This window comes from Oribacterium sp. HCP28S3_H8 (assembly GCF_052064775.1).
Classification (GTDB): domain Bacteria; phylum Bacillota; class Clostridia; order Lachnospirales; family Lachnospiraceae; genus Oribacterium.
Window position 1 is genome coordinate 110547 of the sequence record NZ_JBQHUZ010000005.1, and the last position, 26472, is coordinate 137018.

General features: G+C 47.3%; 23 protein-coding genes and 1 riboswitch. Of the genes, 3 read left to right on the top strand and 20 right to left on the bottom strand.

The annotated features are described in order from the left end of the window. Positions 1-2: 2 nt before the first annotated feature. The 6 genes from ACTNEN_RS07675 to ACTNEN_RS07700 all read right to left on the bottom strand — a co-directional run bounded on the left by ACTNEN_RS07675 (position 3) and on the right by ACTNEN_RS07700 (position 4146). Positions 3-1007 carry a polyprenyl synthetase family protein gene (locus ACTNEN_RS07675; RefSeq protein WP_441205588.1) on the bottom strand — a complete coding sequence of 335 codons (1005 nt, stop codon included), beginning with the start codon at positions 1005-1007 and terminating at the stop codon, positions 3-5. After that, entirely contained in the window at positions 988-1242 is a 255-nt protein-coding gene (locus ACTNEN_RS07680) for an exodeoxyribonuclease VII small subunit (RefSeq protein WP_441205590.1), read from the bottom strand. The genes ACTNEN_RS07675 and ACTNEN_RS07680 overlap by 20 nt, the downstream gene beginning before the upstream one ends. Then, positions 1242-2516, bottom strand: a complete 1275-nt coding sequence (gene xseA, locus ACTNEN_RS07685; RefSeq protein ID WP_441205592.1) for an exodeoxyribonuclease VII large subunit — start codon at positions 2514-2516, stop codon at positions 1242-1244. The genes ACTNEN_RS07680 and xseA overlap by 1 nt, the downstream gene beginning before the upstream one ends. Further along, positions 2513-3061: a transcription antitermination factor NusB gene (gene nusB / locus ACTNEN_RS07690; RefSeq protein ID WP_441205594.1), complete on the bottom strand. Its 549-nt coding sequence runs from the start codon at positions 3059-3061 to the stop codon at positions 2513-2515. Before nusB ends, xseA begins: the two co-directional genes overlap by 4 nt. Further along, positions 3054-3440 (bottom strand): Asp23/Gls24 family envelope stress response protein, encoded by a 387-nt coding sequence (locus tag ACTNEN_RS07695; protein WP_441205595.1) that lies wholly within the window; start codon positions 3438-3440, stop codon positions 3054-3056. The genes nusB and ACTNEN_RS07695 overlap by 8 nt, the downstream gene beginning before the upstream one ends. A gap of 139 nt (positions 3441-3579) precedes the next feature. Continuing rightward, positions 3580-4146 (bottom strand): helix-hairpin-helix domain-containing protein, encoded by a 567-nt coding sequence (locus ACTNEN_RS07700; RefSeq protein ID WP_441205597.1) that lies wholly within the window; start codon positions 4144-4146, stop codon positions 3580-3582. Between the two features lie 98 nt (positions 4147-4244). Then, positions 4245-4346, top strand: a riboswitch (TPP riboswitch). A 34-nt stretch (positions 4347-4380) separates the two neighbouring features. Between ACTNEN_RS07700 and ACTNEN_RS07705 the strand changes: the two genes are divergently transcribed. Continuing rightward, on the top strand, positions 4381-4917 hold the full coding sequence (locus ACTNEN_RS07705) for an energy-coupled thiamine transporter ThiT (RefSeq protein WP_441205599.1): 537 nt from the start codon (positions 4381-4383) through the stop codon (positions 4915-4917). A gap of 312 nt (positions 4918-5229) precedes the next feature. Here ACTNEN_RS07705 and ACTNEN_RS07710 read toward each other — a convergent pair whose 3' ends face one another. The 3 genes from ACTNEN_RS07710 to ACTNEN_RS07720 are packed head-to-tail and all read right to left on the bottom strand — an operon-like array spanning position 5230 to position 7565. After that, complete coding sequence (locus ACTNEN_RS07710; protein WP_441205600.1) at positions 5230-6135, bottom strand: bifunctional 5,10-methylenetetrahydrofolate dehydrogenase/5,10-methenyltetrahydrofolate cyclohydrolase; 906 nt, start codon at positions 6133-6135, stop codon at positions 5230-5232. Continuing rightward, positions 6123-6758, bottom strand: coding sequence for a cyclodeaminase/cyclohydrolase family protein (locus tag ACTNEN_RS07715; protein ID WP_441205601.1), 636 nt, complete (start codon positions 6756-6758; stop codon positions 6123-6125). The genes ACTNEN_RS07710 and ACTNEN_RS07715 overlap by 13 nt, the downstream gene beginning before the upstream one ends. 3 nt (positions 6759-6761) lie before the next feature. Beyond that, complete coding sequence (locus ACTNEN_RS07720) at positions 6762-7565, bottom strand: type III pantothenate kinase (RefSeq protein ID WP_441205603.1); 804 nt, start codon at positions 7563-7565, stop codon at positions 6762-6764. Positions 7566-7757: 192 nt separating this feature from the next. Between ACTNEN_RS07720 and coaBC the strand changes: the two genes are divergently transcribed. Further along, complete coding sequence (gene coaBC, locus ACTNEN_RS07725) at positions 7758-8972, top strand: bifunctional phosphopantothenoylcysteine decarboxylase/phosphopantothenate--cysteine ligase CoaBC (RefSeq protein ID WP_441205604.1); 1215 nt, start codon at positions 7758-7760, stop codon at positions 8970-8972. Positions 8973-8975: 3 nt separating this feature from the next. Here the strand turns inward: coaBC and ACTNEN_RS07730 are convergent, their stop codons facing one another. From ACTNEN_RS07730 to ACTNEN_RS07755, 6 genes are all read right to left on the bottom strand, one after another. After that, entirely contained in the window at positions 8976-10193 is a 1218-nt protein-coding gene (locus ACTNEN_RS07730; protein WP_441205722.1) for an aspartate aminotransferase family protein, read from the bottom strand. 56 nt (positions 10194-10249) lie between these two features. Then, a complete protein-coding gene (gene argB, locus ACTNEN_RS07735) occupies positions 10250-11143 on the bottom strand; it encodes an acetylglutamate kinase (protein WP_441205605.1) in 894 nt (297 codons plus the stop codon). 98 nt (positions 11144-11241) lie between these two features. After that, complete coding sequence (locus tag ACTNEN_RS07740) at positions 11242-12504, bottom strand: argininosuccinate synthase (protein ID WP_441205606.1); 1263 nt, start codon at positions 12502-12504, stop codon at positions 11242-11244. Between the two features lie 223 nt (positions 12505-12727). After that, positions 12728-14059 (bottom strand): argininosuccinate lyase, encoded by a 1332-nt coding sequence (argH, locus tag ACTNEN_RS07745; protein WP_441205608.1) that lies wholly within the window; start codon positions 14057-14059, stop codon positions 12728-12730. Positions 14060-14078: 19 nt separating this feature from the next. Then, a complete protein-coding gene (locus tag ACTNEN_RS07750; RefSeq protein WP_441205610.1) occupies positions 14079-16670 on the bottom strand; it encodes a YfhO family protein in 2592 nt (863 codons plus the stop codon). Between the two features lie 6 nt (positions 16671-16676). Further along, a complete protein-coding gene (locus ACTNEN_RS07755; protein WP_441205611.1) occupies positions 16677-17114 on the bottom strand; it encodes a GtrA family protein in 438 nt (145 codons plus the stop codon). Positions 17115-17524: 410 nt separating this feature from the next. Between ACTNEN_RS07755 and ACTNEN_RS07760 the strand changes: the two genes are divergently transcribed. Next, a complete protein-coding gene (locus tag ACTNEN_RS07760) occupies positions 17525-18037 on the top strand; it encodes a CarD family transcriptional regulator (protein WP_441205612.1) in 513 nt (170 codons plus the stop codon). A gap of 157 nt (positions 18038-18194) precedes the next feature. On the opposite strand, the gene rlmH is transcribed toward ACTNEN_RS07760, so the two are convergent. The 5 genes from rlmH to ACTNEN_RS07785 all read right to left on the bottom strand — a co-directional run bounded on the left by rlmH (position 18195) and on the right by ACTNEN_RS07785 (position 26403). Continuing rightward, positions 18195-18674, bottom strand: coding sequence for a 23S rRNA (pseudouridine(1915)-N(3))-methyltransferase RlmH (gene rlmH / locus ACTNEN_RS07765; protein ID WP_441205724.1), 480 nt, complete (start codon positions 18672-18674; stop codon positions 18195-18197). 105 nt (positions 18675-18779) lie between these two features. After that, the gene (locus tag ACTNEN_RS07770; protein ID WP_441205613.1) at positions 18780-21419 is read right to left on the bottom strand and encodes a valine--tRNA ligase; all 2640 of its coding nucleotides are present in this window, start codon (positions 21417-21419) and stop codon (positions 18780-18782) included. A gap of 11 nt (positions 21420-21430) precedes the next feature. Further along, complete coding sequence (locus ACTNEN_RS07775; protein WP_441205614.1) at positions 21431-22216, bottom strand: hypothetical protein; 786 nt, start codon at positions 22214-22216, stop codon at positions 21431-21433. 1 nt (position 22217) lies between these two features. Next, positions 22218-23687 (bottom strand): DUF5716 family protein, encoded by a 1470-nt coding sequence (locus tag ACTNEN_RS07780; RefSeq protein WP_441205615.1) that lies wholly within the window; start codon positions 23685-23687, stop codon positions 22218-22220. Positions 23688-23715: 28 nt separating this feature from the next. Next, entirely contained in the window at positions 23716-26403 is a 2688-nt protein-coding gene (locus tag ACTNEN_RS07785; protein WP_441205617.1) for a DUF5717 family protein, read from the bottom strand. Between the last annotated feature and the right edge of the window lie 69 nt (positions 26404-26472).

Below are 26472 nucleotides of genomic sequence, written 5' to 3' on the forward strand. Positions count from 1 at the left end.
TTTTATTTCTCTCTGTTAATCAACCAATCTGTAAGCTCCCCGAGAAACTCCATTGTCTCTCTGTCAGTATGATACTGTGTCAGGGTCTTGAGTTTTTCCTCTGCATTCCGGGACAGTCTTTTTACTTCTGCGCGGGATGCATCAAGCCCATGGATGCTCACATACGTTGTCTTATGATTCTCCTCGTCTGAATGAATAGGTTTTCCAAGAATTTCTGTCGTGGAGGTTTCATCAAGGATATCGTCCTGAATCTGAAATGCGATGCCGACCTGCTCTCCGATGCTGCTGATCATGGAAAGCACTTCCGGTCCCTGTCCCGCCAGACAGGCACCGATCATCATGGAGCCCTCCAGAAGCGCAGCCGTCTTAAGCCGGTATATAAACATGAGCTGCTCCTCCGTAAGTTCTTTGCCGGTCATTTCCACATCTACAACCTGACCGCCAAGCATACCATAAATACCGGATTTACCGGCAAGGAGACGAAGCGCCTCCGTAAAAGCTGCAGCGTACTGCGTGGCTCCAGCATAGGCAATCTTGGGCGTATGATTTCCCGTCTCAATGCCTGCTTCCCGATTCATTCTCTGTACTGCCTGCTGAAATGCATCTGAAGTAATCTCAAAAGCATACAGAGACAAGGCATCCCCTGTCAGTGTCCCCATGTCCTCTCCATAGTGAAACCATGTGGATTCCCTTCCTCTCCGGTATTTATCTCCATCCATACAGGGCAGGTCATCATGACACAGGGAAAAGGTGTGAATCATTTCCATGCCGGTCATAAATGCCTCCAGTACCGGACGCATAAAATGATCCCATGCTGCATCCTTGGGGAAAAGCTCGTAAAACTCCATCATAAGCAGCGGACGCAGGCGCTTGCCTCCCGCTTCCACGGAATAATGCATAGCTTCAAGCACCGTTTTCTGCTCGCCTTCTGTATCCGGAAGATATTTCCGTATAATCTGCTCACAAATTTCTGTTTTATCCTTAAGATTAAGAGAGAATTCCTTCATCGTCTAACACCTTTACCTGTTTTTCGATCCGGTCAATGCTGTCATTTGCTTCCTTGATCAACGAAATCCCCTGCTTATACATATCAAAGGATTTTTCCAGACTGTCCTCTTTTTCCATATCTGCCAGCAGCGTCTCCAAAGCATTAAAAATCTCGGTAAGTGATTTCTTACTGCCGGTATCCGCCTTTTTACGTTTACGCACAGATTTTGATGATTCTGCTTCCTCTATAGCCATCAAGGCTCCTCTCTTTTCACCGTATGATCCACAATACTGATGATCTCTCCGTCAAGTAAGGTTGTAATCAGCTGATCGCCGTTCTGCACCTTTTGTATAGAATCCACCCGTCTTCCCTCCGAATCCCGGATATAGCCATATCCGCCGGAGAGCTTTTTTAAAGGAGACATCAGCTCCATTTTAGCCGTAAGAATTTCCAGGCGATGTCTCCTATCCTGTCGTATCTGATCCAGCCGTACACGCAGCGCCTTGTATTGCTCCAGCGTATTTCTCGCCTCCCGAACCTTCTGCTCCATATAGTTTTTAAGACTCCCCTCAAGCTCAATTGTTCGTTGGCGATCCGCAAGCAACACTGTCCTCGGATTGTATTTACCTGTTTTAAGGCGGTAATCCGAGACCCGCTGTCGTGCTGTATGCAGCTTGTCCTGTATTTCGTTGGAAAATGCCTCCTTATATCCGGCAAGGGATTCCATGAACTGCTGATAATCAAATACCGCAAGCTCTGCCGCAGCGGATGGCGTAGGTGCCCTCAGATCTGCCGTGTAGTCCGTAATGGTGGTATCAATTTCATGCCCTACAGCAGAAATAATCGGAGTATCCGCATCAAAAACAGCCTTAGCAACCGGTTCCTCATTAAAAGCCCACAGGTCCTCAATCGAGCCTCCGCCGCGTCCGACAATAATGACATCGAGGTTCATTTTGTCAAGTGTTTTAATGCCGGCGACAATAGACTGCGCCGCTCCGTCGCCCTGCACAAGAGCCGGATACAACACCAGCTCCACATAGGGATTTCTCCGCCGCGCAATCTGTACAATATCCCGTATAGCAGCACCGGTTTTAGCCGTAACAATACCGATTTTCTGCGCATATTTCGGAATCGGCTTTTTATACATCGGGTCAAACATCCCCATCTCCGACAACTCCTGCTTCAGCTGTTCAAATCGGATATACAGATCCCCGATGCCATCGGATGTAATCCCGCGTGCGTAAATCTGATAGCTGCCGCCTCGCTGATAAACCCCGATCGTTCCGGTAACCAGGACCTTCATGCCATTCTCTAATTTAAATTTCAGCCCCGCCCGGTCCCCGGCAAACATAATTCCGGAAATCTGCGAAGCTGCATCTTTTAAAGTAAAATAAATATGACCTGAGGTATGATATTTCAGATTGGAAATTTCACCGCTTACGGTAATCCCGTTAAGGACAAAATCCTCCTGAAACATATGCGCAATATATTGATTTACCTGGGTTACCGTGTATGCATTTTTATTCATTCGTGTTTTTTATTGACGAGAATATGCATGTTTTTACCATCCTGCGATTTCTCCATAAGCTCGCCCTTAGGTCTGGTATTTTTCTTTATCGAAGTCTCAGCGGCTGCCTTAGAGCTGTCCACAAGTCTTGCCAGCACACCGTTGACAAAGGATCCGGATTCCGGTCCTCCATATTTTTTGGCAAGCTCGACCGCCTCGTTGATGGCTACCTTCTCCGGAACCTCATCATCATACAAGATCTCATAAAGTGCAAGCCGCAGTACGCTTGCATCTGTCCTCGTCATACGTTTGGTCGTCCAGCCGGAAGCCGCGGCATCAATTTTTGCATCCAGCTCCGGGATTTTGGCAACAATTTTGGCAACCTCATCCTTGATCTTCCATTCATCCGCAGGAGACAGGTTTTCCAGATGGACTACACCATCGCCGTCCTCATAGTCAGGTGACTCAAAATAATTCGCAAGCTGATCCTGGATCTCATCCTCCGGATAAAACTGCGTGCTGAAAAGCATCTTTAACTTGTGATCTCTTTCTTCTCTCTTATTCATTTTCGTTTGTTACAACTCCGGCAATTTTAATATTAACATCCTGTACATGAAGTCCGGTCATACTCTCGATCGCCTGGCTCACCTTGTTCTGTACTTCTTTGGATACCTCCGGGATAGAGTAGCCATATTTAACATTCAGTGTAAGATCCACTGTCACATTTCCATCCTCAATGGCAATCTTAACCCCTCTGGATAAATCGCGGATGCCCATTCTGGCGATAATTGCTCCGGACCATCCTCCATCCATGGAGTCAACACCCTCCACTTCAGTCGCAGCAATGCCACTGATGATTGCAACTACTTCGTCTGCAATGATGACCTGACCGTTGCCGTCCTTTTCATAAACAACGTGTGTTGATCTCTCTTCGTTTTGCTCCATGTATGAACCTCCATCTGGTTTTGTGTTTTTAAGAACGATTTCCATACTTATGCGAACATAATACCACAATTATGCATAAAAAGAAAATATTTTAGAGAGAACATCCAGGGACTTAAGACCGGAGCTGTTGATCAATAAATCAGACCGTAATCTTATCTTTAAGCTTCTCGTAGGTTTTCTCTCCGATACGTTTTACATTCCGGATTTCCTCCGGTACTGCAAAGCCTCCCCAGGTTTCCCGGTACTCAATGATCTTTTGGGCTGTGGCAGGACCGATCCCCGGGAGCGAATCCAGCTCCTCAAGTGTCGCTGTATTAAGATTTATTTTATCATTTTTTTCTTGATTCATAATAGTATCCGCTGTGACAGTGTCCTCTCCGGAGCCTGCATGTGCTTCCTGTGGCTCTTGTTCTGAAGTTGCTGATTGTTCCTGTAGTTCTTGCTCTGAAGCTTCAGGTGCCTCCCGCTGCTCTTGTTCTAAAACAGCAGTGGTTTCATGAATCCTATGTTCTGAAGCTTCTAAAGTTTCATTTTCCTCTGCATGGAAATCCGTCTCTGATTCCCGGATCAATGTAAGCTCTCCTGTTGTCTCTCCATAGCCGGACAAGGCATAAGCTCCTCCCGCGATCAGCATAAGCAGAAGCATCACCGTTTCTCTCACTTTGCCAAGCTTCTGCTTCCATCGATAGATCTCTTTTTTAGTCAAACTGCTATCCCCCCTGTTCTGATCCTGCTTCCCTTCGATACTCTATCTTTGCCTTAAAATCCGAATCTTGACTAAATCCGCTTAAAAGCTATAATTAAACGTAACGCTAGGGGCGCCGCTTATGTGCTGAGATGATGTTTAATCAACCCTTTTACCTGATCAGGTTAATACCTGCGTAGGGAAGTCGTATATCAGTATTTCTGCGTGCCTCCTGTGTAATAAGGAGGTTTTTTTATGAGTAAAAATGTCAAGATTCTTGTCTACTGTGCCGCATGCATCGCTCTTGCAAGCGTTGCATCCATGATCAAGCTGTTTGAAGCCCCAATGGGCGGCTCCATTACCCTGTGCTCCATGCTTTTTGCTACCCTGCCAGGATACTTTTTCGGTCCTTCTATTGGCATCATTTCCGGTATCGCATATGGCATCCTGCAGTTTATCCTCGGACCATACATTGTACACCCCCTGCAGGTAGTCGTTGATTACGGTCTCGCATTTGGCGCTTTGGGACTCTCTGGCTTTTTCTGCCACATGAAAAACGGTCTGTACATCGGTTATCTTGTTTCCTGTTTTGGTCGCTGGGTATTTGCAGTGCTTTCCGGAGTCGTATTTTTCAGCTCCTATGCTCAGGAAGCAGGATGGGCATCTCCGCTGCTGTATTCCTGTGCATACAACGGCTTTTATATCGCGATTGAAGCCGGCATTACCTTAGTCATCCTTGCAATTCCGGCGGTACGCAAAGCCATCGATCAGATCCGTCGCAGCGCGCGTTAATTTTTAACAATATATCCTGAAATATCAATGAAAGAGTTTCATCGAATCAGCAGAACGCTGATAGAAAAATCATAACAGATTCTATTAAATTTAGCAATAAGAACTGATTATAATTAAATTTCATCAAAACAAATCAAAATCAAATCTCAGAGTCATTGAGACATCAAAACCATAGAAATCCTGGATTTTGAAAAATCGTATCCAATTATGAACGGGACTGTTGCCGGCACTAAAAAGTGCTCCTGCAGCAGCCCCGTTTTAAAGTCATTGTTTTAAGCCACATCCACGTGGTCATTTCAGCTTTTATGCTTGTTACGGTCTGCCCGGCTTCCATGCATCCTCAAGATACTGATCTTTTGTTTCCTCCTCCGATGTAAAGTTGATCTGCCGTCCGGCTGCCTGCACCAGATGCTTGGCAAGTACCGCTGTAGTTACCACGCCGACTCCGCCCGGCACCGGCGTTACCGCACCCGCCTTAAGAGAAATCGTATCATAGTTACAGTCTCCCACGAGATGTCCGTCCTGATCCACATTGATCCCGACATCAATCACGGTTGCGCCCTCACGGATATAACTGGATCCGACCATCTGCGGTCTGCCAACAGCGACAACCAGGATGTCTGCAGACTGGCAGATTTCCTTAAGATTCTCCGTCTTGGAATGACATACCGTCACCGTGGCATTTTCCTGAAGCAGCAGCATAGCCAGTGGCTTCCCGACCACAAGGGACCGACCTATAATTACCGTATGCTTCCCCTGCATCTCGATCTGATAGCCCTTTAACATCTCCAGAACTGCCTGGGCAGTGCAGGGTGCAAATGCATCTCTATCGCCCATCATCACACCAGCGAGATTCTGGCGGGTAATTCCATCGAGATCCTTCGCCGGATCCATGTTTCCAAGCATTTCCTCTTCATCAATCTGCTTTGGCAGCGGGCGCATCACCAGGATCCCATGGATCTCCGGATCCTGATTAATAAACCGGAATGCATGCTGGAAGTCCACATTAGAGACATTCCCCGGAAACTCATAGGTCTTGACTTCCAGTCCGAAGTCCATAAATCTCTTCTTCACAGAGTTTTCATAGGCAATATCTTCCGCCCGCTCTCCAACCCTGACAATCGCGAGTGCCGGCATGATACCATTGTGACTTCCGACAAAATCCAGACATTCATTTTTGATCTGATCGTAAACGAGTTTTCCTCTTAATTCCTGCATATGCTTTTCTCCACCTTGTCAAAAATATCCTGCGCCTTCCGGATCCCGGTCTGCCTGAGCGTCTCTGCATAATGTACCATCTGCCCGGCATGTTCCCGGTCCTGCATCATCCTGGTATTAATATAAACATTCATAATAGCACCATTGAGTGCCGTCTCAAGAAACTGCACTCCGACACCAACATCGCTGACTGAAAGTCTGGATCCGTGCTCCGCAAGCTTTTCCATAAGATCCAAAGCTTCCACTACCTTTTTCATAAGCTTAATCGGCACATCCGTAGCATCACATAGGCATTTTTCCAGTGTGATCCTGCGAATGCCTTCCTGCTCTGCACTGTCCCGCGGAAGTCCATAGGCTCTTGACAGCGGCAGAAAAACAGCCTCATCCTCATCAGAAAGCTGCAGGAAATCCTCCCGGATCCGGATCAGCTTCTCCTGTATGTCCCGGATTTCCGCTTCATACTCCCTGTATTTCTTTTTTCCAAGCGTAAGATTTCCTTCCATAAGTCCGAGGCTCACACCAAAGGCTCCGGCAAGTGCAGAAGCGCCGCCACCGCCAGGCACCGGCTCCTTGGAGGATAAACGCTCAAGATAATCCCGGATTTGAAGCTCTGCTGTTTCCATGATTTATGTCCTTTCTTCCAGTGCTGCCAGACGATGCTGATTTCTATGATACAGAAGCTCCATGCCGGCAAATAAAAGCTCCGGTTCATATGAAACCTCATGTTTCAGCCAGGGGATCACGTAGCGGCTGAGTCCTCCTGTCAGCACCAGTGGAACCCTGTCTACTCCCAGTTCCTGTGCTACACGTTCTGCAATGCCGTCAATCATAGCTGCCTGTCCAATGACCGCACCGCTTATGATACTCTCAACTGTATCTGCTCCGATCAGCCTTTCCGGTGCTGCGGCACAAAGCTCCGGAAGCTGCGCTGTGTACTCTCCAAGTGCACGGAGTGAGAGCTGAATGCCGGCGGAAATCATACCGCCCAGAAACCGTTTTTGCCCGTCTGCAACGGAGATGGTGGTTGCCGTACCAAGATCACACACCAGAACGGGCGCTCCGTATTTGGCTACAGCTGCTGTCATATCGGTAATCCGGTCAATACCAAGCGTAGCGCTGTCATAGTCGGAAAGATCCAGTCCGCTGTCAAAGCTTCGGTCGATTTTGAGACAGGGCTTCCCCGTAAGATGCCGCGCGGCTGACATGATGAGTGCATTTGCATCCGGAACCACAGAGGAGAGGATGGAGCCCTCGAGCTCTGCCGGCGTAATTTTATGCTTATATAGCATGTCCCGGAACAGATCATAAAGCGTCTGCTGATCCCGACGCACCCGTGTTTCCATGCGCTCTGTAAAAAGGACACTGCCCTCCTCGATACATCCGACAACAATGTTTGAATTTCCGACATCAATTGCAAGTATTTTAGCCATCGCTCCGCCTTTCCTTTGCTTCCGGATAATAATACAACAATCCGGCTGCTTCAACAAGACTCTGCGTTGTCTTGGTACTTGAAAAACGTCCGTGACACCGGTAAGATATTTACAGACGTTTTTGTTTATATGCCATGAGGCTTCCTTATTAATAATAGAAATCAAATACAGACGGATAATATGGAGGAATTTATGCTGAAAGGGAAAAATATACTGTTGGGAGTTACCGGAGGAATTGCCGCCTACAAGGCTGCTGCACTCTGCTCTTTGCTTGTAAAACAGCATGCCAATGTCGATGTAATCATGACGGACAATGCCACGCAATTTATTACTCCCAATACCTTTGAGGCGCTGTGTCATAACAGAGTCGTGACCGATACCTTTGACCGGAACCATCCATGGGAGGTGGAGCACATTGCTCTTGCAGAAAAAGCGGATGCGATGATCATTGCTCCGGCAACTGCCAATACCATTGCGAAGCTTGCAAATGGCATTGCCGACAACATGCTGACCACAACCGCCCTGGCATGCTCCTGTCCCAGGCTGATCGCTCCCGCGATGAACACACATATGTATACTAACCCGGTTACAAGGGATAATATCGAGAAGCTGCGCCACTATGGATGGACCGTAATAGAGCCTGCCTCCGGGCACCTTGCCTGCGGCACCAATGGTACCGGGAAGCTTCCGGAGCCGGAGTTACTGCTGCAGCATGTCATCCATACAGCCTGGCACAGTAAAGACATGACAGGGCTTCGTGTGCTGGTAAGTGCCGGTCCGACACAGGAGGACATTGATCCGGTGCGTTACATTACCAATCACTCCTCCGGCAGGATGGGCTACAGTATCGCAAGGGTTGCTGCGGCAAGAGGTGCCGAAGTAACGCTGGTAAGCGGACCGGTAAATCTTGAACCGCCCATTTATGTCAATACCATTAAGATCAGGACTGCAGAACAGATGTATCAGGAGATCACCTCTCGCGCGGGCGATCAGGATATTATTATAAAAGCTGCGGCTGTCGCAGACTACCGTTCTGCAACAGTCGCAGCTGAAAAAATTCATAAAAAGGATGACGCGGATGCCAGCTTGCAGCTGGAGAGGACCAGAGACATCCTGCGTTACCTGGGAGAGCATAAAACAGAAAATCAGTTCCTCTGCGGTTTCTCTATGGAAACAGAGCATATGCTTGAGAACTCCCGGCGGAAGCTGATCTCCAAACATCTGGATCTCATAGCCGCAAATAATGTCAAGGTCCCGGGCGCAGGCTTTGAAGTGGGAACCAATGTCCTGACGTTGATTTCAAAGGACAAGGAAATCGAGCTTCCGCTTCTTACCAAATGGGAGGCTGCCGACAAGCTCCTGGATACGATCCTTGCGATGCGGAAACATTCAGAAGCGCATCTGTAAAGCTTACCTGTCTCCGCTCGTGACCTCCTTTAACGCCATGCGGAGCTTCTCCGCCATTTCATCCACATGCTGTCTCTCGATGACAAGCGGCGGCACAAAACGGATCGTATTATGCTCCGCGGCGATAAGGACCAGATGCTGCTTAAGGATCGCATTGCTGACAATCTCTCCGACTTTTATATCCGTAGCAAATTCCAGTCCCTGTAAAAGTCCCTTGCCGCGGTGATCGATAATTGCATCCGGGAACTCTGCCTTGATATTGTCAAGCACTTCCCATAAATACGCACCGAGCTCTCTCACATGCGCCGGGATGTCCATCTCCTTAAAGACATCCAGGATGGCGCTAGCCGCGGCACAAACCAGCGGATTGCCTCCGTAGGTTGATCCGTGGTCTCCCGGAACCATGGCAGTTGCCGCTTCTCCTCTTGCAAGAAATGCTCCGATCGGCACACCATTTCCAAGTGCCTTGGCTACTGTTACAACATCCGGCTTGATGCCGTACTCCTGCCAGGCAAACATATAGCCGGAGCGTCCCATGCCGCACTGCACCTCATCCAGAATCATGATAAGGTCATGCTCATCGCAGAGGTTGCGGATACCCTTGAGAAATTCTTCTGTCGCCGGATAGATGCCGCCCTCTCCCTGGATGGTTTCCAGGATGATGGCACCGGTTTTGTCCGTGATCTGTGCCTTTACCGATTCCAGATCATTAAAATCCGCAAATTTTACACCACTGACGAGAGGCTCAAACGGCACGCGGTAATGCTCCTTGCCCGTCACGGAAAGTGCTCCCATGGAACGCCCGTGGAAGGATCCAAGCATGGCAATGATTTCCGTTTTTCCACTCTTTTTATTGTACTGATAGCGTCTTGCAATCTTAAGTGCGCCCTCGATCGCTTCTGTGCCGGAATTGGTAAAAAACACCTTATCCATCTCCGCCGCTTCCAGAAGCTTCTCTCCTGCCTCAATCGCAGGCTCATTGTAAAACAGATTGGAGGTATGCAGAAGTCCTTTGTCAATCTGCGCCTTCATTGCCTCCTTCACGAGCGCATTGCTGTATCCGAGTCCGCACACAGAGATGCCCGCGCCGAAATCCAGATATTGATTGTCCCCTTCATCATACAGATAGACGTCCTCTGCATGGTCAAACACAATCGGGAAACGATTATAGGTTTTATAAAGTACCTTCTCTCCTTCTGCTACCAGACGGTCATTTACCACCGTTCCCTTGACTATGGAATCACGTAAGAAATTCATACATCCCCCTTTCCCTAAAATCATTCAAAAAGCGGATCCACATCCTTACGGATCGCGGTTCCGACGCCCTTATTGGTAAAGAACTCAAGCAGCAGGCAGTGTGCAATTCTGCCGTCGAGGATATGAACCCGGTTCACGCCCCGTTTCATTGCCTCAATGCAGTTGGAGAGCTTAGGCAGCATACCTCCTCCCAGGGTGCCGGAATCAATCAGTGCCTGGGCTTCATCCAGTGTCAGCATGGGGATCAGCGAATCCTTATCATTAAAATCTCTGTAGAGTCCCTCGACATCTGTAAGGAATGCAAGCTTCTCTGCATGCATCGCTCCTGCCACGGCGCAGGCAGCATCATCTGCGTTGATGTTGTAGCTCTGGTTATGATCATCAAATCCGACCGGGCAGATCACCGGGATGTAGTCATGATCCAGAAGGTCCTTGATAATCGCGGTATCCACAGACGTGATCTCCCCGACAAATCCGATGTCTTCTCCATTCGCATACCTTTTAACACATTTTAAAAGCATCCCGTCCTTGCCGGAAATCCCGACTGCCTTGCTGCCAAGACCATTTATAAGCTGTACCAGGCTTTTATTTACTTTATTCAGCACCATTTCCGCGATTTCCATGGTATCCGCATCGGTGACCCGGAGTCCGTTGACAAAATGCGGTTCCATGCCGACCTTCCCGATCCATCTGGAGATTTCCTTGCCGCCTCCATGTACGATAATCGGCTTAAATCCTACCAGCTTAAGCAGTGTCACATCCTGCATCACCTGACGCTTCAGCGTTTCATCGACCATTGCTGATCCGCCGTATTTTACGACGATAACCTTACCCTGGAACTTCTGGATATACGGCAGCGCCTCCACGAGGGTGGCTGCTTTGTCCATGACATTTTGCGAAATCGTGCTGTTCATTTCTGATCCTCCCTGAAATGAGAACGCCTCCGGTTTACCAGGCCGGAGGCTATGTTTCTCTGTATGAGCAGCTTTCCTCCCGGAAAGTTCTTACTCTGTTAAAGATTTTTTGTCTTGTTCTGAACCTCAAGCATCTTCATGGCACGTACCTTTTCCGGCAGACCAAACAGGGTAATAAAGCCGGATGCGTCATGATGATCATAGAGATCACCGGTAGTGAAGGATGCCAGAGACTCGTTGTAAAGCGAATACGGCGATGTAGTGCCTGCCTTGATGATATTGCCCTTATAAAGCTTCATCCTGGTTTCGCCGGTGACATATTTCTGCGTGGAAACAACAAACGCCTCCAGTGCTTCCCTTAGCGGATCAAACCACTTACCCTCATATACGCACTCTGCAAACTTGTTGTCCACATAGGATTTAAACTCCATGGTCTGACGATCCAGAATCAGCTCCTCAAGCTGCTTGTGCGCTTCGATCAGAATTGTGCCGCCAGGAGTTTCATATACACCACGGCTCTTCATGCCAACCACACGGTTCTCAACAATGTCGATAATGCCGATACCGTTTTCTCCGCCAAGTACATTCAGCTTGGTTACGATATCTTTCACTGACATTTTCTCGCCGTTCAGGGCAACCGGCACGCCCGCCTCCCAGGAAATGGAAATCTCGGTCTCCTTGTCCGGCGCCTTTTCCGGTGTGTTGGACATCAGCAGCACATGATCATAGTTTGGTTCATTGGAAGGGTCCTCCAGCTCCAGTCCCTCATGTGAGAGGTGCCAGAGGTTCCGGTCACGGCTGTAGGAGTTCTCCGCATCAAACTGCAGCGGAATGCCCTTGGATTTTACATAATTATACTCATCCTCCCGGGACTGGAAGGTCCAGACATCCGTCATACGCCAGGGAGCAATGATGTCAAGATCCGGTGCCAGTGCCTTGATGGACAGCTCAAAACGGATCTGGTCATTTCCTTTGCCGGTCGCGCCATGGCAGATCGCGGTTGCTCCCTCCTTCCGGGCAATCTCTACAAGCCGTTTGGCAATCGCCGGACGAGCCATCGATGTGCCCAGGAGATATTTATTTTCGTAGGTTGCATTTGCCTGAATGCAGGGAACCACATAATGATCACAGAAATCATCCTGGATATCCTCGATATAGAGCTTGGAAGCGCCGGAGAGCTTAGCCCTTTCTCCCAGTCCATCCAGCTCCTTACCCTGCCCTACATCAACGCAGCAGCAGATAACCTGATATCCGAAATTTTCCTTAAGCCAGGGAATGATGGCAGTAGTATCCAGTCCGCCGGAATACGCGAGGATAACCTTCTCTCCCTGTGTTTTGTTTTTAGGTGTAAGATTGCTCATAGTAAACTCCTTTATAAGGGCTTCTGAAATGATGTGGTAAGCATCAAAGCCGCATGATCCGCTTATGCCTGCATAACTACAGGCTGGTTTCTCTTGCTGGATCGTATCTTACTCCTGTGCAAAGGAAAAATCAAGCAGTTTTTGCATAATTATACATATAATTTTAAATTTATGTATATTTATCCTGCAGTCTCTGCATATTTCAGGTCCACTGGTTTCGGATTCACTCCATCGCGCCCGGCGCTCCCAGGGTCTTACGGTTATTGACGCAGGTTTCAAGAGAAATCGCGTCATAGATATCCCCGTCAATCTTATCGCAGACACTCCGGAACTCCTCAATACTCAGATCATCCAGCGCACAGTTCTTTTTTTCACACAGCAGCACCAGTTCTCCGACCAGTCCGTGTGCGGTACGGAACGGTACCCCCTTCCGTACCAGGTAGTCTGCCACGTCTGTTGCGTTGGTAAAGCCATTTTTGGCACTTGCCTCCATACGTTCCTTGTTCCACTGCATGGATTTCAGCATTCCGGTCATAAGTATCACAGAATGCCGTACGGTATCCATGGCATCAAATGCCATTTCTTTATCCTCCTGCATATCCTTGTTATAGGCAAGCGGGAGCCCCTTCATGGTAACCAGCAGGGACTGCAGTGCCCCATAGACCCGACCCGTCTTTCCACGGATCAGCTCCGCAATATCCGGGTTCTTTTTCTGCGGCATGATGCTGGAGCCGGTCGAATACGCATCCGAGATGGTTACAAAGCGGTATTCATTGGTATTCCAGATGATGATTTCCTCGCTAAGTCTTGATAGGTGCATCTGGATCGTTGCAAGATCAAACAAATACTCAAGTAAATAATCTCTGTCTGAAACAGAATCCATCGAGTTGGCTGTCGGCCGGTCAAAGCCAAGCTCCCGTGCGGTAAACTCCCGGTCAAGGGGATACGTCGTTCCCGCAAATGCGCCAGCTCCCAGCGGACACTCATTGAGGCGGGCTCTGGTATCCTTAAGTCTTGATACATCTCTCCGGAACATCTCCCGGTACGCCCCCATGTGATGTGCAAGCGTCGTAGGCTGCGCCTTCTGAAGATGCGTAAAGCCCGGCATATATGTTTTTTTATTGTCCGAGATGATCGCGTCCAGCTCCTGGAGAAGCGTTTCCAGATGTCCGATCATATCGTCCAGCTCATCCCTTGTATAAAGTTTCATATCCAGAGCGACCTGGTCATTCCGGCTCCTGCCGGTATGCAGACGCTTCCCGGGCTCACCGATCCTTTGCGTAAGCTCTGCCTCAATAAAAGAATGGATATCCTCGGCATCACCCTCAATTTTGAGTTTTCCGTCCTCAATATCCTTAAGGATCTCCTCAAGTCCTGCGACAATTTTCCGGGCATCATCCTCCGGGATAATACCCTGCCTGCCAAGCATCCTTGCATGTGCAATAGACCCGGTAATATCCTGCTTATAAAATCTCCTGTCAAAGCTGAGTGATTCATTAAATGCTTCCACCAGCTGATCTGTCTCTCCCGTAAATCTTCCACCCCAAAGCTTCATTGTGCACCTCCTGTCAATTTCATTCACGAATTGTAGTAATTCTATCCTTTATGATGCGTTTGTCCAATGCATTTATGTCATCTCTACGATACGATTTACCTGCCTTTTTTCTTTTGCTCTCGGAAAAATGCCAAAGCAGCAGCAGTAAAATCAGAGAAAGCCCGGAGATCACGATGCCCTGCCGAAGTCCTACAGGGAAATATCTGAGCTCCACCGTGTGTGTGCCTGCTGCCATCGGGATTCCGATAAAGGTATCCAGGTATTTTTCCGTTGTCACCTTCTGTCCATCTACAAACACCGTCCATCCGGCATCATAGGGGATAGACGTCAGCATAACACCGCCATCCTCTGTCTGGATCCTTCCCTTAAGATGTGTATCCTCCCAGGTGTCAAGACTCCACGTTTCTTTTGCAAGCTTCTCATATAGCTCCGACAATGCATTGTAATCAAAGCGGTAAACATCACAGTTAATATTCTGCCCATCCGTCTGGGATGTCAATGTGACTGTCTCTCCCTGTTGCAGCCATCCAAGCTCCAGAAACATGCCACGATCCACATTATCAAAGCTAAGATCCCTTGCCGCAAAGGACGCCCGCACTTCCTTGATTGCCTTGCTGTTACAGTAAACGTAGTACTCTCCTGCATCCTGTGCGGTGAACTCATAGCTGTTTCCGTCATATGTACCAAGGACATTAAGCAGCACCGGATTACACTCCATAGCGTCCGCAAGTGAATTTTGTACCAGCGCCGGTGTGCCCATATCAATATGCCAGTTCTCAAGCTGTTTATCCGTCATCATAAATCCGAGCGGCAGCGCAAATCTTGTCTGATACAGCAAGGTATCCCCGGAACTCTCCACAAAATCGAGTCCACGTTCCCCTGTTGCCTCAGGCTCCTCCGAGTAAATATCATACTTTACTCCAAACAGCATATTGACAAGAGGTGTGGATCCGGTAATGGAATACGCGTTGGTGGAAGCTTCGCAGCCGATCTTTTTAAAGAAATCGGAGCACGCTGCATAGGCAGTAGAGGAAAACAGGGAAACACTGGGAAAATTCATCCAGGCACCATCGTCCTTGGTTTTACGACTCATTTTCTCAAAACGATAAAATCCCTCATCTGTGCTGCGGACCTCATTTACAAGTGTATGCACATCCTGATTATCTCTTAAATACGCAGTGCGCGAGGTTGTGGTGACTGAGGTCACCATCATATTGGCGGCGCTTTCCACGGTTATGAGGATCGTCATCCCGAGCGTAAGGAAACGCATAGATGTTTTTCTACCGGCATCCAACGCAAAAAACATATAATACAGCGCAAGAAGCAGTAATGTGACATAATAGGTCCACCATTTGATCTCATCCTGTGTCACCAGCTTCTGCATGAGGATAATTGCAACCATCCCTGCGGCAAGACAGAATGCCCCCTGCTTCCGGTTAAGTCCTTTCCTTTTGATATAAGCCTCATAGCCCATGGACAGCACCAGCAGAACATAAATAAAGCTCTGTCTGCACGGCAGACTGTTAGGATAATGGAAACCGTGCCAGATGAAGTTCAGTACATTAATTGAGAAGCTCAGATAAAAGAAAATAAGTAAAAAGAAATATACCGCCTTGCGCTTTACAGGAATTTGGGGATGTATGGCATAAGCAGGCAGCAGCAGAAATACAAAAGCTCCGCAGTAAAAATTAGGCCAGTGGTCCAATCCCTGCTCGGTATATACAAGCGGCATATGCCTTGCAAACATGTCTACAATCGTAAAATACTGCGTAACCGTAGTCGGGAAATTAAAATCTCCTGACGCAGTGCCTTTGAGAGCTGCAATCTCCGGTAACAGAGTAGCTGCGGCGACTCCACCGGCAAGCAGAGAGAACACAGCAAAGCGCATAGCCTTTTTAAAAAAAACACGGAAATTCCGGACAGGTCTTAAAATAAGGCAGCAAATGAAGTAAATGACCAGAAAGATGCAGGTCATGATGGAAATATAGTAGTTGGACAGGATGGATAGCCCCAGCGTAAAACTGTAAAGCATCCCGCTCTCGCCCCGCATCAGCTTTTCCATGCCATAAAGGATCAGTGGAAAAAGGATAATGCAGTCAAGCCACATGATATTCCAGGAGTACGCAGCAATGTATCCTGACATGGCATAAAAGACTGCAAAATAGGTACACCCAAAATCATAGGTCCGGTAATGATGTCTGAGATAGTATGCCATCGTCAGCCCGCTGAGAGCGATTTTGAGTACGATCATATATGTCATAAACTCAAGTACAAGACTCTTGGGGCAGAGGATAATGAGCCAGTTCAGAGGGCTCGCAAGATAATAGGCATAAAGTGCGGAAAAATTTACTCCAAGACCCACATCCCAGCTGTAGAGAAGCGATCCTCCATGACGGAGCTTATATTGAAACTCCGAAAAAAACGGAGCGTACTGATGATACATATCCGTCCGGAGAAAAGTTTCCTCTCCAAAAGGAAAAATTTCCTTGACAAAGAAGATCAAAATCATGATCAGAAGCGGAATCAGAAAAGAAAACAAATATGCATCCTGCGGCTTAAGCCGCATCCTTTTTGCTGCTGTTGTCTCATCCAGAATCAATTTTGACTGCATAGGCCTTTACCCCTTCTTCCTGAAAACAATCAGCTTACTGATAATATAGTTGGCAACGGTAACCAGAACCTGATCAATGAGCTTTACTATTTTATCATTCTGTCCAAGTACTGTAACGCCGATAAACATGACTGCCATATCCAGAAGCAGCGTGCTGAGACGGGAAACATAAAAGCTTCCTGCTTCCTTAAGTATGTTCCGGTTACGACTATGAAAAACAAATTTCCGATTTGTAAAATACGCAAATGTTACGGCGCAGATCCAGGATAGAATATTTGCCATCTGCAGCTCGACCGGCCGCGAAGGGTCAAGAAAAGTCAGCACCGAACCATAGTAAACGGCAAGGCTTACAACCGTAGTCAGCCCTCCGATAATGAGGTAATTGCATATCTCTGTATATTTATGATACAGCACCATCCCCATCTTAAGCAGCTTCTTTACCATAATACTCACACTTCCTTGTACTGCCCGGTATCGTAGAAGGGCAATATACCGAAATAGTATACATTACCTTAGAAATGATCGCAATCTTTTTACCGGTAAGTCGCACTGTGACCAGGCCACGATAAGCCTGCAGTTTAAACTTTCATTGTGATTTTACATGACAAAAGAAATGATTTTCATCCCGGATTGTGCAGTGTTGCCAAGCTTTAAAATGCGTGTCTCGAAATTTTTCACAAGAATGCTCAGATTTAAGAAAAGCTATAGAAATTATTTTAGATTTGAAGTAAACTAGTAATATACATGGTAAGTATCCGGAAGTCAATATATTAGTAAAACTTTTTATCATTAAACTTTCTTATTACTTATTCATATGCTTTAATTGTTTTTAAATTATCAAAAAGGAGGTATGGATGTTTCAGCCAGGAGAATATGTAGTGTATGGTTGTAAGGGGATTCACAGGATTATGGATATCACAACTCTTGATATGGACGGGATATCCAAGGACAAGAAGTATTATGTGATGCAGCCCTGCGGCAAACAGGAGGGCTCTGTATATGCACCTGTAGACGCGCAGAAAATTAATATGCGGCTGGTCATGACAAAAGCCGAGGCAGAGGCATTCCTTTCCACCATAGATTCCATAGCTCCACTGGATATCAAGAGCAACAAACAGCGGGAGGAAGCCTATAAGGAGTGTATCCGGAGCTGTGACCCGGATGAGCTCATGAGAGTTATCAAAACGCTCTATCGCAGGAAGCAGTCCCGCAAGGCTGCCGGCAAAAAGCTTACGCTCACAGACCTTCATTATCTCACCCAGGCAGAAACTATATTATATACCGAGCTCTCTCTTGCCCTTGACAAATCTCTCGAGGAAATGCCTGATTACATTCAGAGTCTTGTGGATCAGGAACTGGTGAAGTAAAAGCATGTAAGCAAAAATATTTAAATAGCAATGTTTAAGCACAGGAAATGTACAGAAGCATACAATTTAATAATTAGCAAAAATGCGGACAGCCCGGGTTGCATGGCTGTCCGCATTTTGTGTTCAAGCTGATTTTTAACTAAGTCATTTATAAATGTCATTTGTGATAAGGCTCATGCGCATTGATTTTAAACGCCCTGTAAACCTGCTCCAGCAGAATCGCTCTCATGAGCTGATGTGGAAAGGTCATCCTGGAGAAGCTCAGCTTATATTCCGCCCGTTCAAGGACCTCCGGCGCAAGCCCTAGTGATCCGCCGATCACAAGACATATCTCACTTCTACCCTGCACGGAAAGTGCTTCCAGCTTACCTGCAAATTCTTCGGAGCTTAGCATGCTGCCGTTTATCGCAAGGGCAATCACATATGCCCGGTCGGGTATTTTGGAAAGGATCCGGTCTCCCTCCTTTTTTTTGATCTGCTCATTCAGTGCCGAAGATGCATTTTCCGGCGTTTTTTCATCCATGACTTCAATCACATTAAGATTGCAGTAAGCTGTAAGCCTTTTGGCATACTCCGCAATGGCGTCTCTCAAATATTTTTCCTTAACCTTCCCAACCGCTATGATTGTAATACGCAGCAATATGTAACCTCCAAATGGATAAGAACAAGATCAGACCTCTGGGTTCTTATCCCTATTACAAAAACCGGCGTCCAGCACCGGACACCGGTTTTTAATCGAACATTATTTCGTAAGTGCGGCAAGTCTCTCCTCAACCTGCGTAAGCATCTGCTGATACTTCAGAAGCTTCTCCCGCTCCTCGCTGACCTTGGCAGCCGGTGCCTTTAAAACAAATCTTTCATTGCCAAGCATACCGGATGAGCGCTTGATTTCACCTTCAAGACGTCCCTTTTCCTTATTCAGTCTCTCAATTTCCTTGTCAATATCTACAAGCTCTGCAAATGGCATATAAATATTGGCATCCGGAATTACGGCAGATACCGCATCCTCCTGGATTCCGGTTTTGTCACTCTGTATGATAACCTCTGATGCACTGGCAAGCGTACCAAAGAATACTTTACTATGCTCAAAGGTTTTTCTTACTCTCTCGGACGTAGTTACAATATACGTCTTGGCTTTACGGGATGGAGCAACATTCATACCGGTACGTACCTGGCGGATGATTCGTACCGCTTCCTTAATCATTTCTACTTCCTGTTCATCCTCCTGGAATGCCAGACGCTCATCATATACCGGCCAGGACTGACGCATCAAAGGAATCTTCGGAGTCTCCAGTGTATCAAAGATCTCCTCGGTAATGAACGGACAGAACGGATGCAGAAGCTTAAGCGATGTTACAAGCACATATTTCAGCGTCCATAATGCAGCAGCTTTACTCTGATCTGTATCAGAATGAAGTCTTGGCTTTACCATCTCGATATACCAGTCGCAGAACTCCTCCCAGATAAAGCTCTGTACCTTATCCAGAGCAATGCCAAGATCAAAGGCTTCCATATTACGGTTCACCTCATTGATCAGACTATTTACCTTGGAGAGGATCCATTTATCGGACTGCAGCAGATTAGATGGCATCTCTGACGGAATTTCAGCCTTATCCAGATTCATCATAATAAAGCGGGACGCATTCCAAACCTTATTCATAAAGTTACTGGATGCCTCGACTCTGGACCAGTAGAAACGCATGTCGTTACCAGGAGCGTTGCCTGTAAGGAGTGTCATACGCAGTGCATCCGCGCCATACTTATCGATAACCTCCAGCGGATCAATACCATTTCCAAGAGACTTTGACATCTTACGTCCCTGATCATCGCGGACAAGTCCATGGATCAGTACCTTATGGAATGGAACCTTACCGGTCTGCTCGATCCCCGAGAAAACCATGCGGACAACCCAGAAGAAAATAATATCATATCCTGTCACGAGGACATCGGTCGGATAAAAATACTTATACTCCGGTGTCTCTTCCGGCCATCCCAGCGTTTCAAAGGGCCACAGAGCACTCGAGAACCAGGTATCGAGCGTATCCGGATCCTGCGTCATATGTCCACCGCATTTCGGGCAGCGGTCCGGTGCCTCCGCGGAAACTACCATTTCTCCACAGTCATCACAGTAATATGCCGGGATACGATGTCCCCACCAGAGCTGTCTTGAAATACACCAGTCCTTGATATTCTCAAGCCAGTGCAGATACGTCTTGGAATAGTTCTCAGGCACAAACTTGAGTTCTCCGGTTTCAATCGCCTTGATTGCAGGCTTTGCCATCTCTGCCATCCGGACAAACCACTGCGGTTTTACCATTGGCTCAACCGTTGTGCCACAGCGGTCATGGGTTCCGACGTTATGCTTTGTCGGCACAATCTTAACCAGAAGCCCCAGGTCCTTAAGATCCTGAACCATAGCCTTCCGGGCTTCATACCGGTCCATACCATCATATTTTGAACCCGGGCAGCAAATGGTTGCATCATCATTTAAGATATTGATCTCCGGCAGATTGTGACGTTTTCCGACCTCAAAATCGTTAGGATCATGGGCAGGTGTAATCTTAACCGCACCGGTTCCAAAGGTCATATCCGCATGCTCATCTCCGACAATCGGGATCGTCCGGTCGGTAAGCGGAAGCTTTACCATCTTGCCGATCAGATCCTTGTAACGGGGATCCTCCGGATTTACTGCCACTGCTGTATCTCCAAGAAGCGTTTCCGGTCTTGTGGTCGCAATTTCAATGTATCTGCCTTCCTCACCAACAATCGGATACTTAATATGCCAGAAATTACCATTCTGCTCCTCATGGATTACCTCTGCATCAGACAGTGAGGTCTTGCATACCGGACACCAGTTGACGATTCTGGATCCCTTATAGATATACCCTTTCTTATAAAGGTTTATAAAGGTCTGAAGCACAGCCTTGGAGCATCCCTCATCCATAGTAAAGCGGAGTCTGTCCCAGTCGGCAGAAGATCCAATCTTGTGGAGCTGGTTGACAATACGCGCTTCATACTCCTCTTTCCATTTCCAGGCTTCCTTCAAAAATCCCTCTCTGCCAAGATCATGCTTGTCAATGCCCTGCTCTTTGAGCTTATTGGTGACCTTGACCTCAGTTGCGATCGCTGCGTGATCACATCCGGGCTGCCAGAGGGCTTCATAGCCCTGCATCCTTTTCCATCGGATCAGAGAGTCCTGCAGCGTGTTGTCCAGGGCATGGCCCATATGCAGCTGTCCTGTCACATTGGGTGGCGGCATCATAATGGTAAACGGTTTTTTGTTAGGATTAACCTCTGCGTGGAAATAGTCGCCCTTCATCCACATGTCATAAATGCGATCCTCGACCTCAGCTGGATTGTACGCCTTTGCAAGTTCTTTCATTCTCTCTCCTCTCAGACCTTATCTCTGTAATCTCTTTTCCATTTATGAATCAGTTCTGCGGCTGCTTTGCGGAATTCCACAGAACCTTGCTGATATATCTTATTGATTTTATCCACCCGTTCCGAGTTTTCTACCTTTTTTAGTACAGCATCATAGGTATGTTCCCAGTCACTAAGCTTGGCAGTATCAATATAATTTACATATTTTGAAATGGTATTGACAGACGGCTCCAGCTTGTTAAGGAAATAAAGCTTCTGCAACGGCTTCTCGCTGTTGGTCTCGATATATATTTCCTCATAAAGGTCAGAGGCTCTGCGAAACTCCATGACGGTCACATAACTGTCTCCAAGCTTCATTTGTACCCTGGGATCTTTGCCCTCCTGAACTGACTCCTGATAGGACTCTACTGCTCTGCCATACTTTCCCATACGGAAAAAGGTATCTCCCAGCAGCTCATTAAAGGATGCCCTGTCAATTTCCTTCAGTCTCCGAAGCTCCTGTGCAAAGGTGGCAATTTCCACCTGCGTATAATAATTACCTTCCCTGAGAATCATAAGAATCATGGCATCCCGGTTTTCACCAGCACCCATAAACTGCTCAAGCTTTGCAGCAAGCGTTTCCAGCTGAAGCTCTCCTCTAAGCCAGTGAATGAGCCGCTTATCCACAAAATCCTCCGGTATAATCACCGGATAATGGTACAGCACATAGCAAAGCTCCTGGATGGACCACAAATCTACATCCAGCTTTTCATAATGATACGGATGCTCCGCATATTCTGTACATAGTAAAAGTCCCATCTCAGTTTCTCTCCAGCGTTTCTCTCAAATTAATCTCCTCGGAGATTTCCGTATCCGTTGCAGGAAACAGCGAGCCAAATCCCTCATCCCGGACCGTGATTTTAAGACGGTCTGCATCCAGAAATTCTGTACTCATCTTAATCCTGGTCGTACGGTTTTCTCTCTCCGGAAATCCATCCAGCATCATCCTGAGCTGCACCGGCTTCCGGTATCCTACCAGCGGAGTCACCTGAAAGTCAATGTAATTCTGCTGATCCAGTATCATATGGCAGCAGGATTTTGCTTCCAGCCAGCTGGATCCTGCGCTTACGATCGGCAGACGTCTCTCCTTCTCCTGCGCAATCACCTTGACATCTACATCAGAGCTCACACGGGTATCACAGAGAATCATATACTCATCTGTTACTCCGTTGTCAATGTCCTCGGCATAGTATTCCGCTCCCAGCGCAAAAAGTCTGGCTTCAATGCAGACGCGGCGGCGTGAGCAGATATAGCTCATAAAATCCGGCGCAAACTCCGTAGATTCAAATCCCTTACCTGCAAGGAACACGGACGCATAAGACTTCCGCTCCATGATCCGCTCCGCACAGGAGCGAAGGATTTTATCCCCGATCTTCTGCCCGGCTTCGGTTTTAAGAATATCCAGTCGAAATGCTTCTTCCTCCGCTTCGGAATCCGCAACGATATATTTCCTCGACCCGCGCGAAACCTGCATTTCATAGTAATAAAAGCATTGATTGGAGAGTTCAAACAATCCTACCATGCGGTTATAGAGATTTTTATCCTGTTTCAGTACAAAACGTACAAAGCTCTCTGTATGGCTCAAAATGTGAATTTTTTTGTCCGGGATACCCACGCGAAGCAGTGCCTTACGGAGCTCTGAAATCATCTCTTCCTCCGGCTTCCGGATGCTTATACAGATCACCCCGATTTCCTCAAGCAGCTCATCAATCGGTATACTGGCAGGTCTTTCCGGAAGCTGAGGCTTTGTCTCAAAATCTGTCTTAAGCTCCGGCTTCTCCTCCGGTTTTTTTTCTGACGCCTCTGCCGACTCCGCGGTTACTGCAGCATTCGGATCCGATCCCGTGTCTTCCCGTATTGTCTCTGCCTCCGCCGCGTCAGCGTCCGAAGTCACTTCTGTATCCGTCTGAGAAATGCGGGCTTCCTGGCATCGCAGCCCATAAAGGCCTTCCAGAATCAGCCGTTTCAAAAACTCGGTCATAAGCTCCGATGCCTTGTAGCGATGCTTCTCAATGGTCGCAGTCCCGTGCTTTTTAAGCAGACTCATCAGCTTATCGACAATAATGCCGGAGCCCTTTAACGTAGATTCATACGCGGCTTCTCCAATCAGCCACTGTTCACTGCCTTTTTCCTTACAAACCACGGTAGGTACGGATACTGTGTAAGTTTCCCCATTCACCGACAGGTCCGCGTAGTCGTCATTCAGTGAAATTCCTATATATCGTTTCACAGGAAATATTCTCCTCTCCGTCTCCAGTTCATGCATTCCGGCTGCCTTTCCCTGCAAAAAGCTCATCAATCACCGATTCGTTACGCACATACCGCAGCATTGCGTTTTTGAGCTCATTGTCATTGGTTCCGGACAGCTTGTCCGACATATCATTTAAAATATCGTAGGTATCCCCGCGATTGTTTCTTGCTTCACCAGCTTCCAGAACGCCTGTTTTAACAGGCTTTTTGCTCTCTCCTAAGTAAATCTCATATTCTGCCCGTTCTCCGGAAAAAAGGACCATTGGACAGACAAACGTATCCAGATACACCCTTGTAAACTCCTGAGGATGGAACTCCTTATCGTCTGGCAGCACTCTTACCTTAAGCTCCGGCTTTGCTTTACCATCCCCGGTATACTCAATGTAATAACGGTCCATTACATAATCCGGAAGCGTAATAAATTTTGAAAGCTTCTTGGTATATGCAAAAATCAGCTTTTTACGCAGCAGAACATCCATGATTTCCCGAAGCTCCATGGTTTCCTCCGGCGTAAGTGATTTTTCCAGCGACATGTGCTTGGTGAGCGCAAGGAGATGAATCACCGGAACTCTATCCTTGATATTTACCGCATGGATATCCCGGAAGAGCTTCCCAAAGAATTTCTCCTCGATACCCTTGCCATAAATAAAATATTCGGCGCACTTCCTTGTCACATACGCACGGACCAGCAGCTCCGAATGCTTCGGAAGCTCACTATACCGCTCATAGACATAGTCCATGCCTTCATCTGATCTGGAAAAGAGCATCTGCGCCAGGAGCCGCTCAGCCATCGAAGCAATATCCAAGGTAAGCTGAGTCCCGCGTTTTAATACCTGGAGCATTTCCCTGGAGCTTCCGTTATAGTTCTCCAGGAGGTATTGAAGTACATCCGCATTTTTGCTGCCGGAGTTAAAAAGATCCATGCAGAAAAGTGTCAGCACGCCGGCATCCTCCTGCGTTTTATTTAAAACCATATATCCCAGCAGCCTCTCAAGATATTTCCGATCCAGATCTCTGATGTCATGCAGAATCATATCATGAAATGCGAGCGCATACTGTTTTGTTCTGATCAGCGCGCGTACAAGTGCTCTCTGATCCATATCTGTCAGGTTCTCCGATGGAATCGTCTTAAGGAATGCAATATCCGGTTCGTTAAGCTCATCCTTGCCGTTTCCATTTAACCCTTCATAGTAACGCAGGATGACCGTGTACAGCCAGGAACGATATAATGGTGAAATCCCCGCAGTACTTGCCGCTTCCTCGATTGCCAGGAGCTCTCGTTCATTTTTAATGCCATTTTTCGCGATCTCCCGGGCATATGCAAGCTTCAGCATCGGATGCTCCGGATAGACCGTAAAGCATCTCTCTTCCAGCTCTGGCTTATGCATGACTCTGGTCTTTTCATAAGCAATGTCCATAAGACGGTTGCCAAAGCTATCCTGAAATAGGATCACCGCATTGTCAAAGTACAGTGGCACATACTGAGCTCCATCTCTTAAACGAAAGATTTCTTCCTTATCAAGCTCCTGATACTTGACCACCACGCTTGTCACCCGACGATCCTCTGTCCGGATTTTACAAGCGTAAAGAATCGCAGGCAGAACCTCGGCAATGTGCTCATCCACCATTTCCGCAAAAATCATCCGGTCATAGATGAGTGCCAGTCTGTCATTGATCCTTGAGTGAAGCAGCTCGTCAATTGCGTATTCCTGTATTTTGCGTTCAAACCTCTGGTAAATATCCGTATCTGCGCTGAAGTTTAAAAGGACATTATAAAAGAGCGGAAGCTTGACCTTATCATCAATACTGTTTTCAAAGGCAAAGTACAGATATACCTCTCTTGGTAATGGATCCGTATACTCCTCCGGCAGAGCGTAAAGATAGTATTCATACAGTCTTGTAATCCTTGACCCATTACTGATGGCTTTGCTGTAAACCCGGAATGCCTCCCGATCCACTCTTTCCTCTTTTATATACTGATCTGCCAAAGCTTCAACAAGTGCTGCATTTTTTAAATCTGCAGCAACTTTTATATTATTTTGTCCTTCTCCGGCATCCTCTGTTAAACTTCCCGCAGCGGCTTTAGCCATCACGGCAGTATCCGTAAACTCCGGGTTATGTCCGGAAAGCTCCGGTGCCTCATGCAATGCCTTCAGGAACTCGATGACCGCAATTCTCTTGTTTTTCCCATGCCGCAGCCCGTCATAAATCGCCCGGGTTCTGGAATCCTGCATAAAAAAAGCATGACGGAAATCATCCGTGTCAAAAACGCGGATGGCATGTTCCTCATCCTCCTCAAACAGACGGCGGAAATCCGCAGCACTGTCCAAAGCTGCTTCTTCATCTCCGGCACGAGATTTCAAGTAAAATACATACGGGATCTCAAGCTCTCCCGCATTGCTTACTACCGTAAGTTTTCCTTCCAGCTTTTTACGACTCTCCAGCCCCCTTGCATCAACCGACAGGAAAATCCGCGTGCGCACACCTCCGAACGCACTTTTAAGGACTGTTACCTTCGGATTATCCGAATAGATCAGCCCTTTTAACTGCACACCGTTTTCCGATGTCAGCACCATATCAAATTTTGAGATCTCACCTGCGGATAACGTCCCCTCAAAGCGGTCTTTGGACATCTTAAGCTCCGGGGAAATCATATCGACGATTCCTCGGGCAAGTTTATTAATACGTTCTTTCATGCTTTTTTCTCCGTAAGTGTTTATTTTAGCACAGGAGGCTCTCCAGTTAAAGTGCTTATCTTAATAATT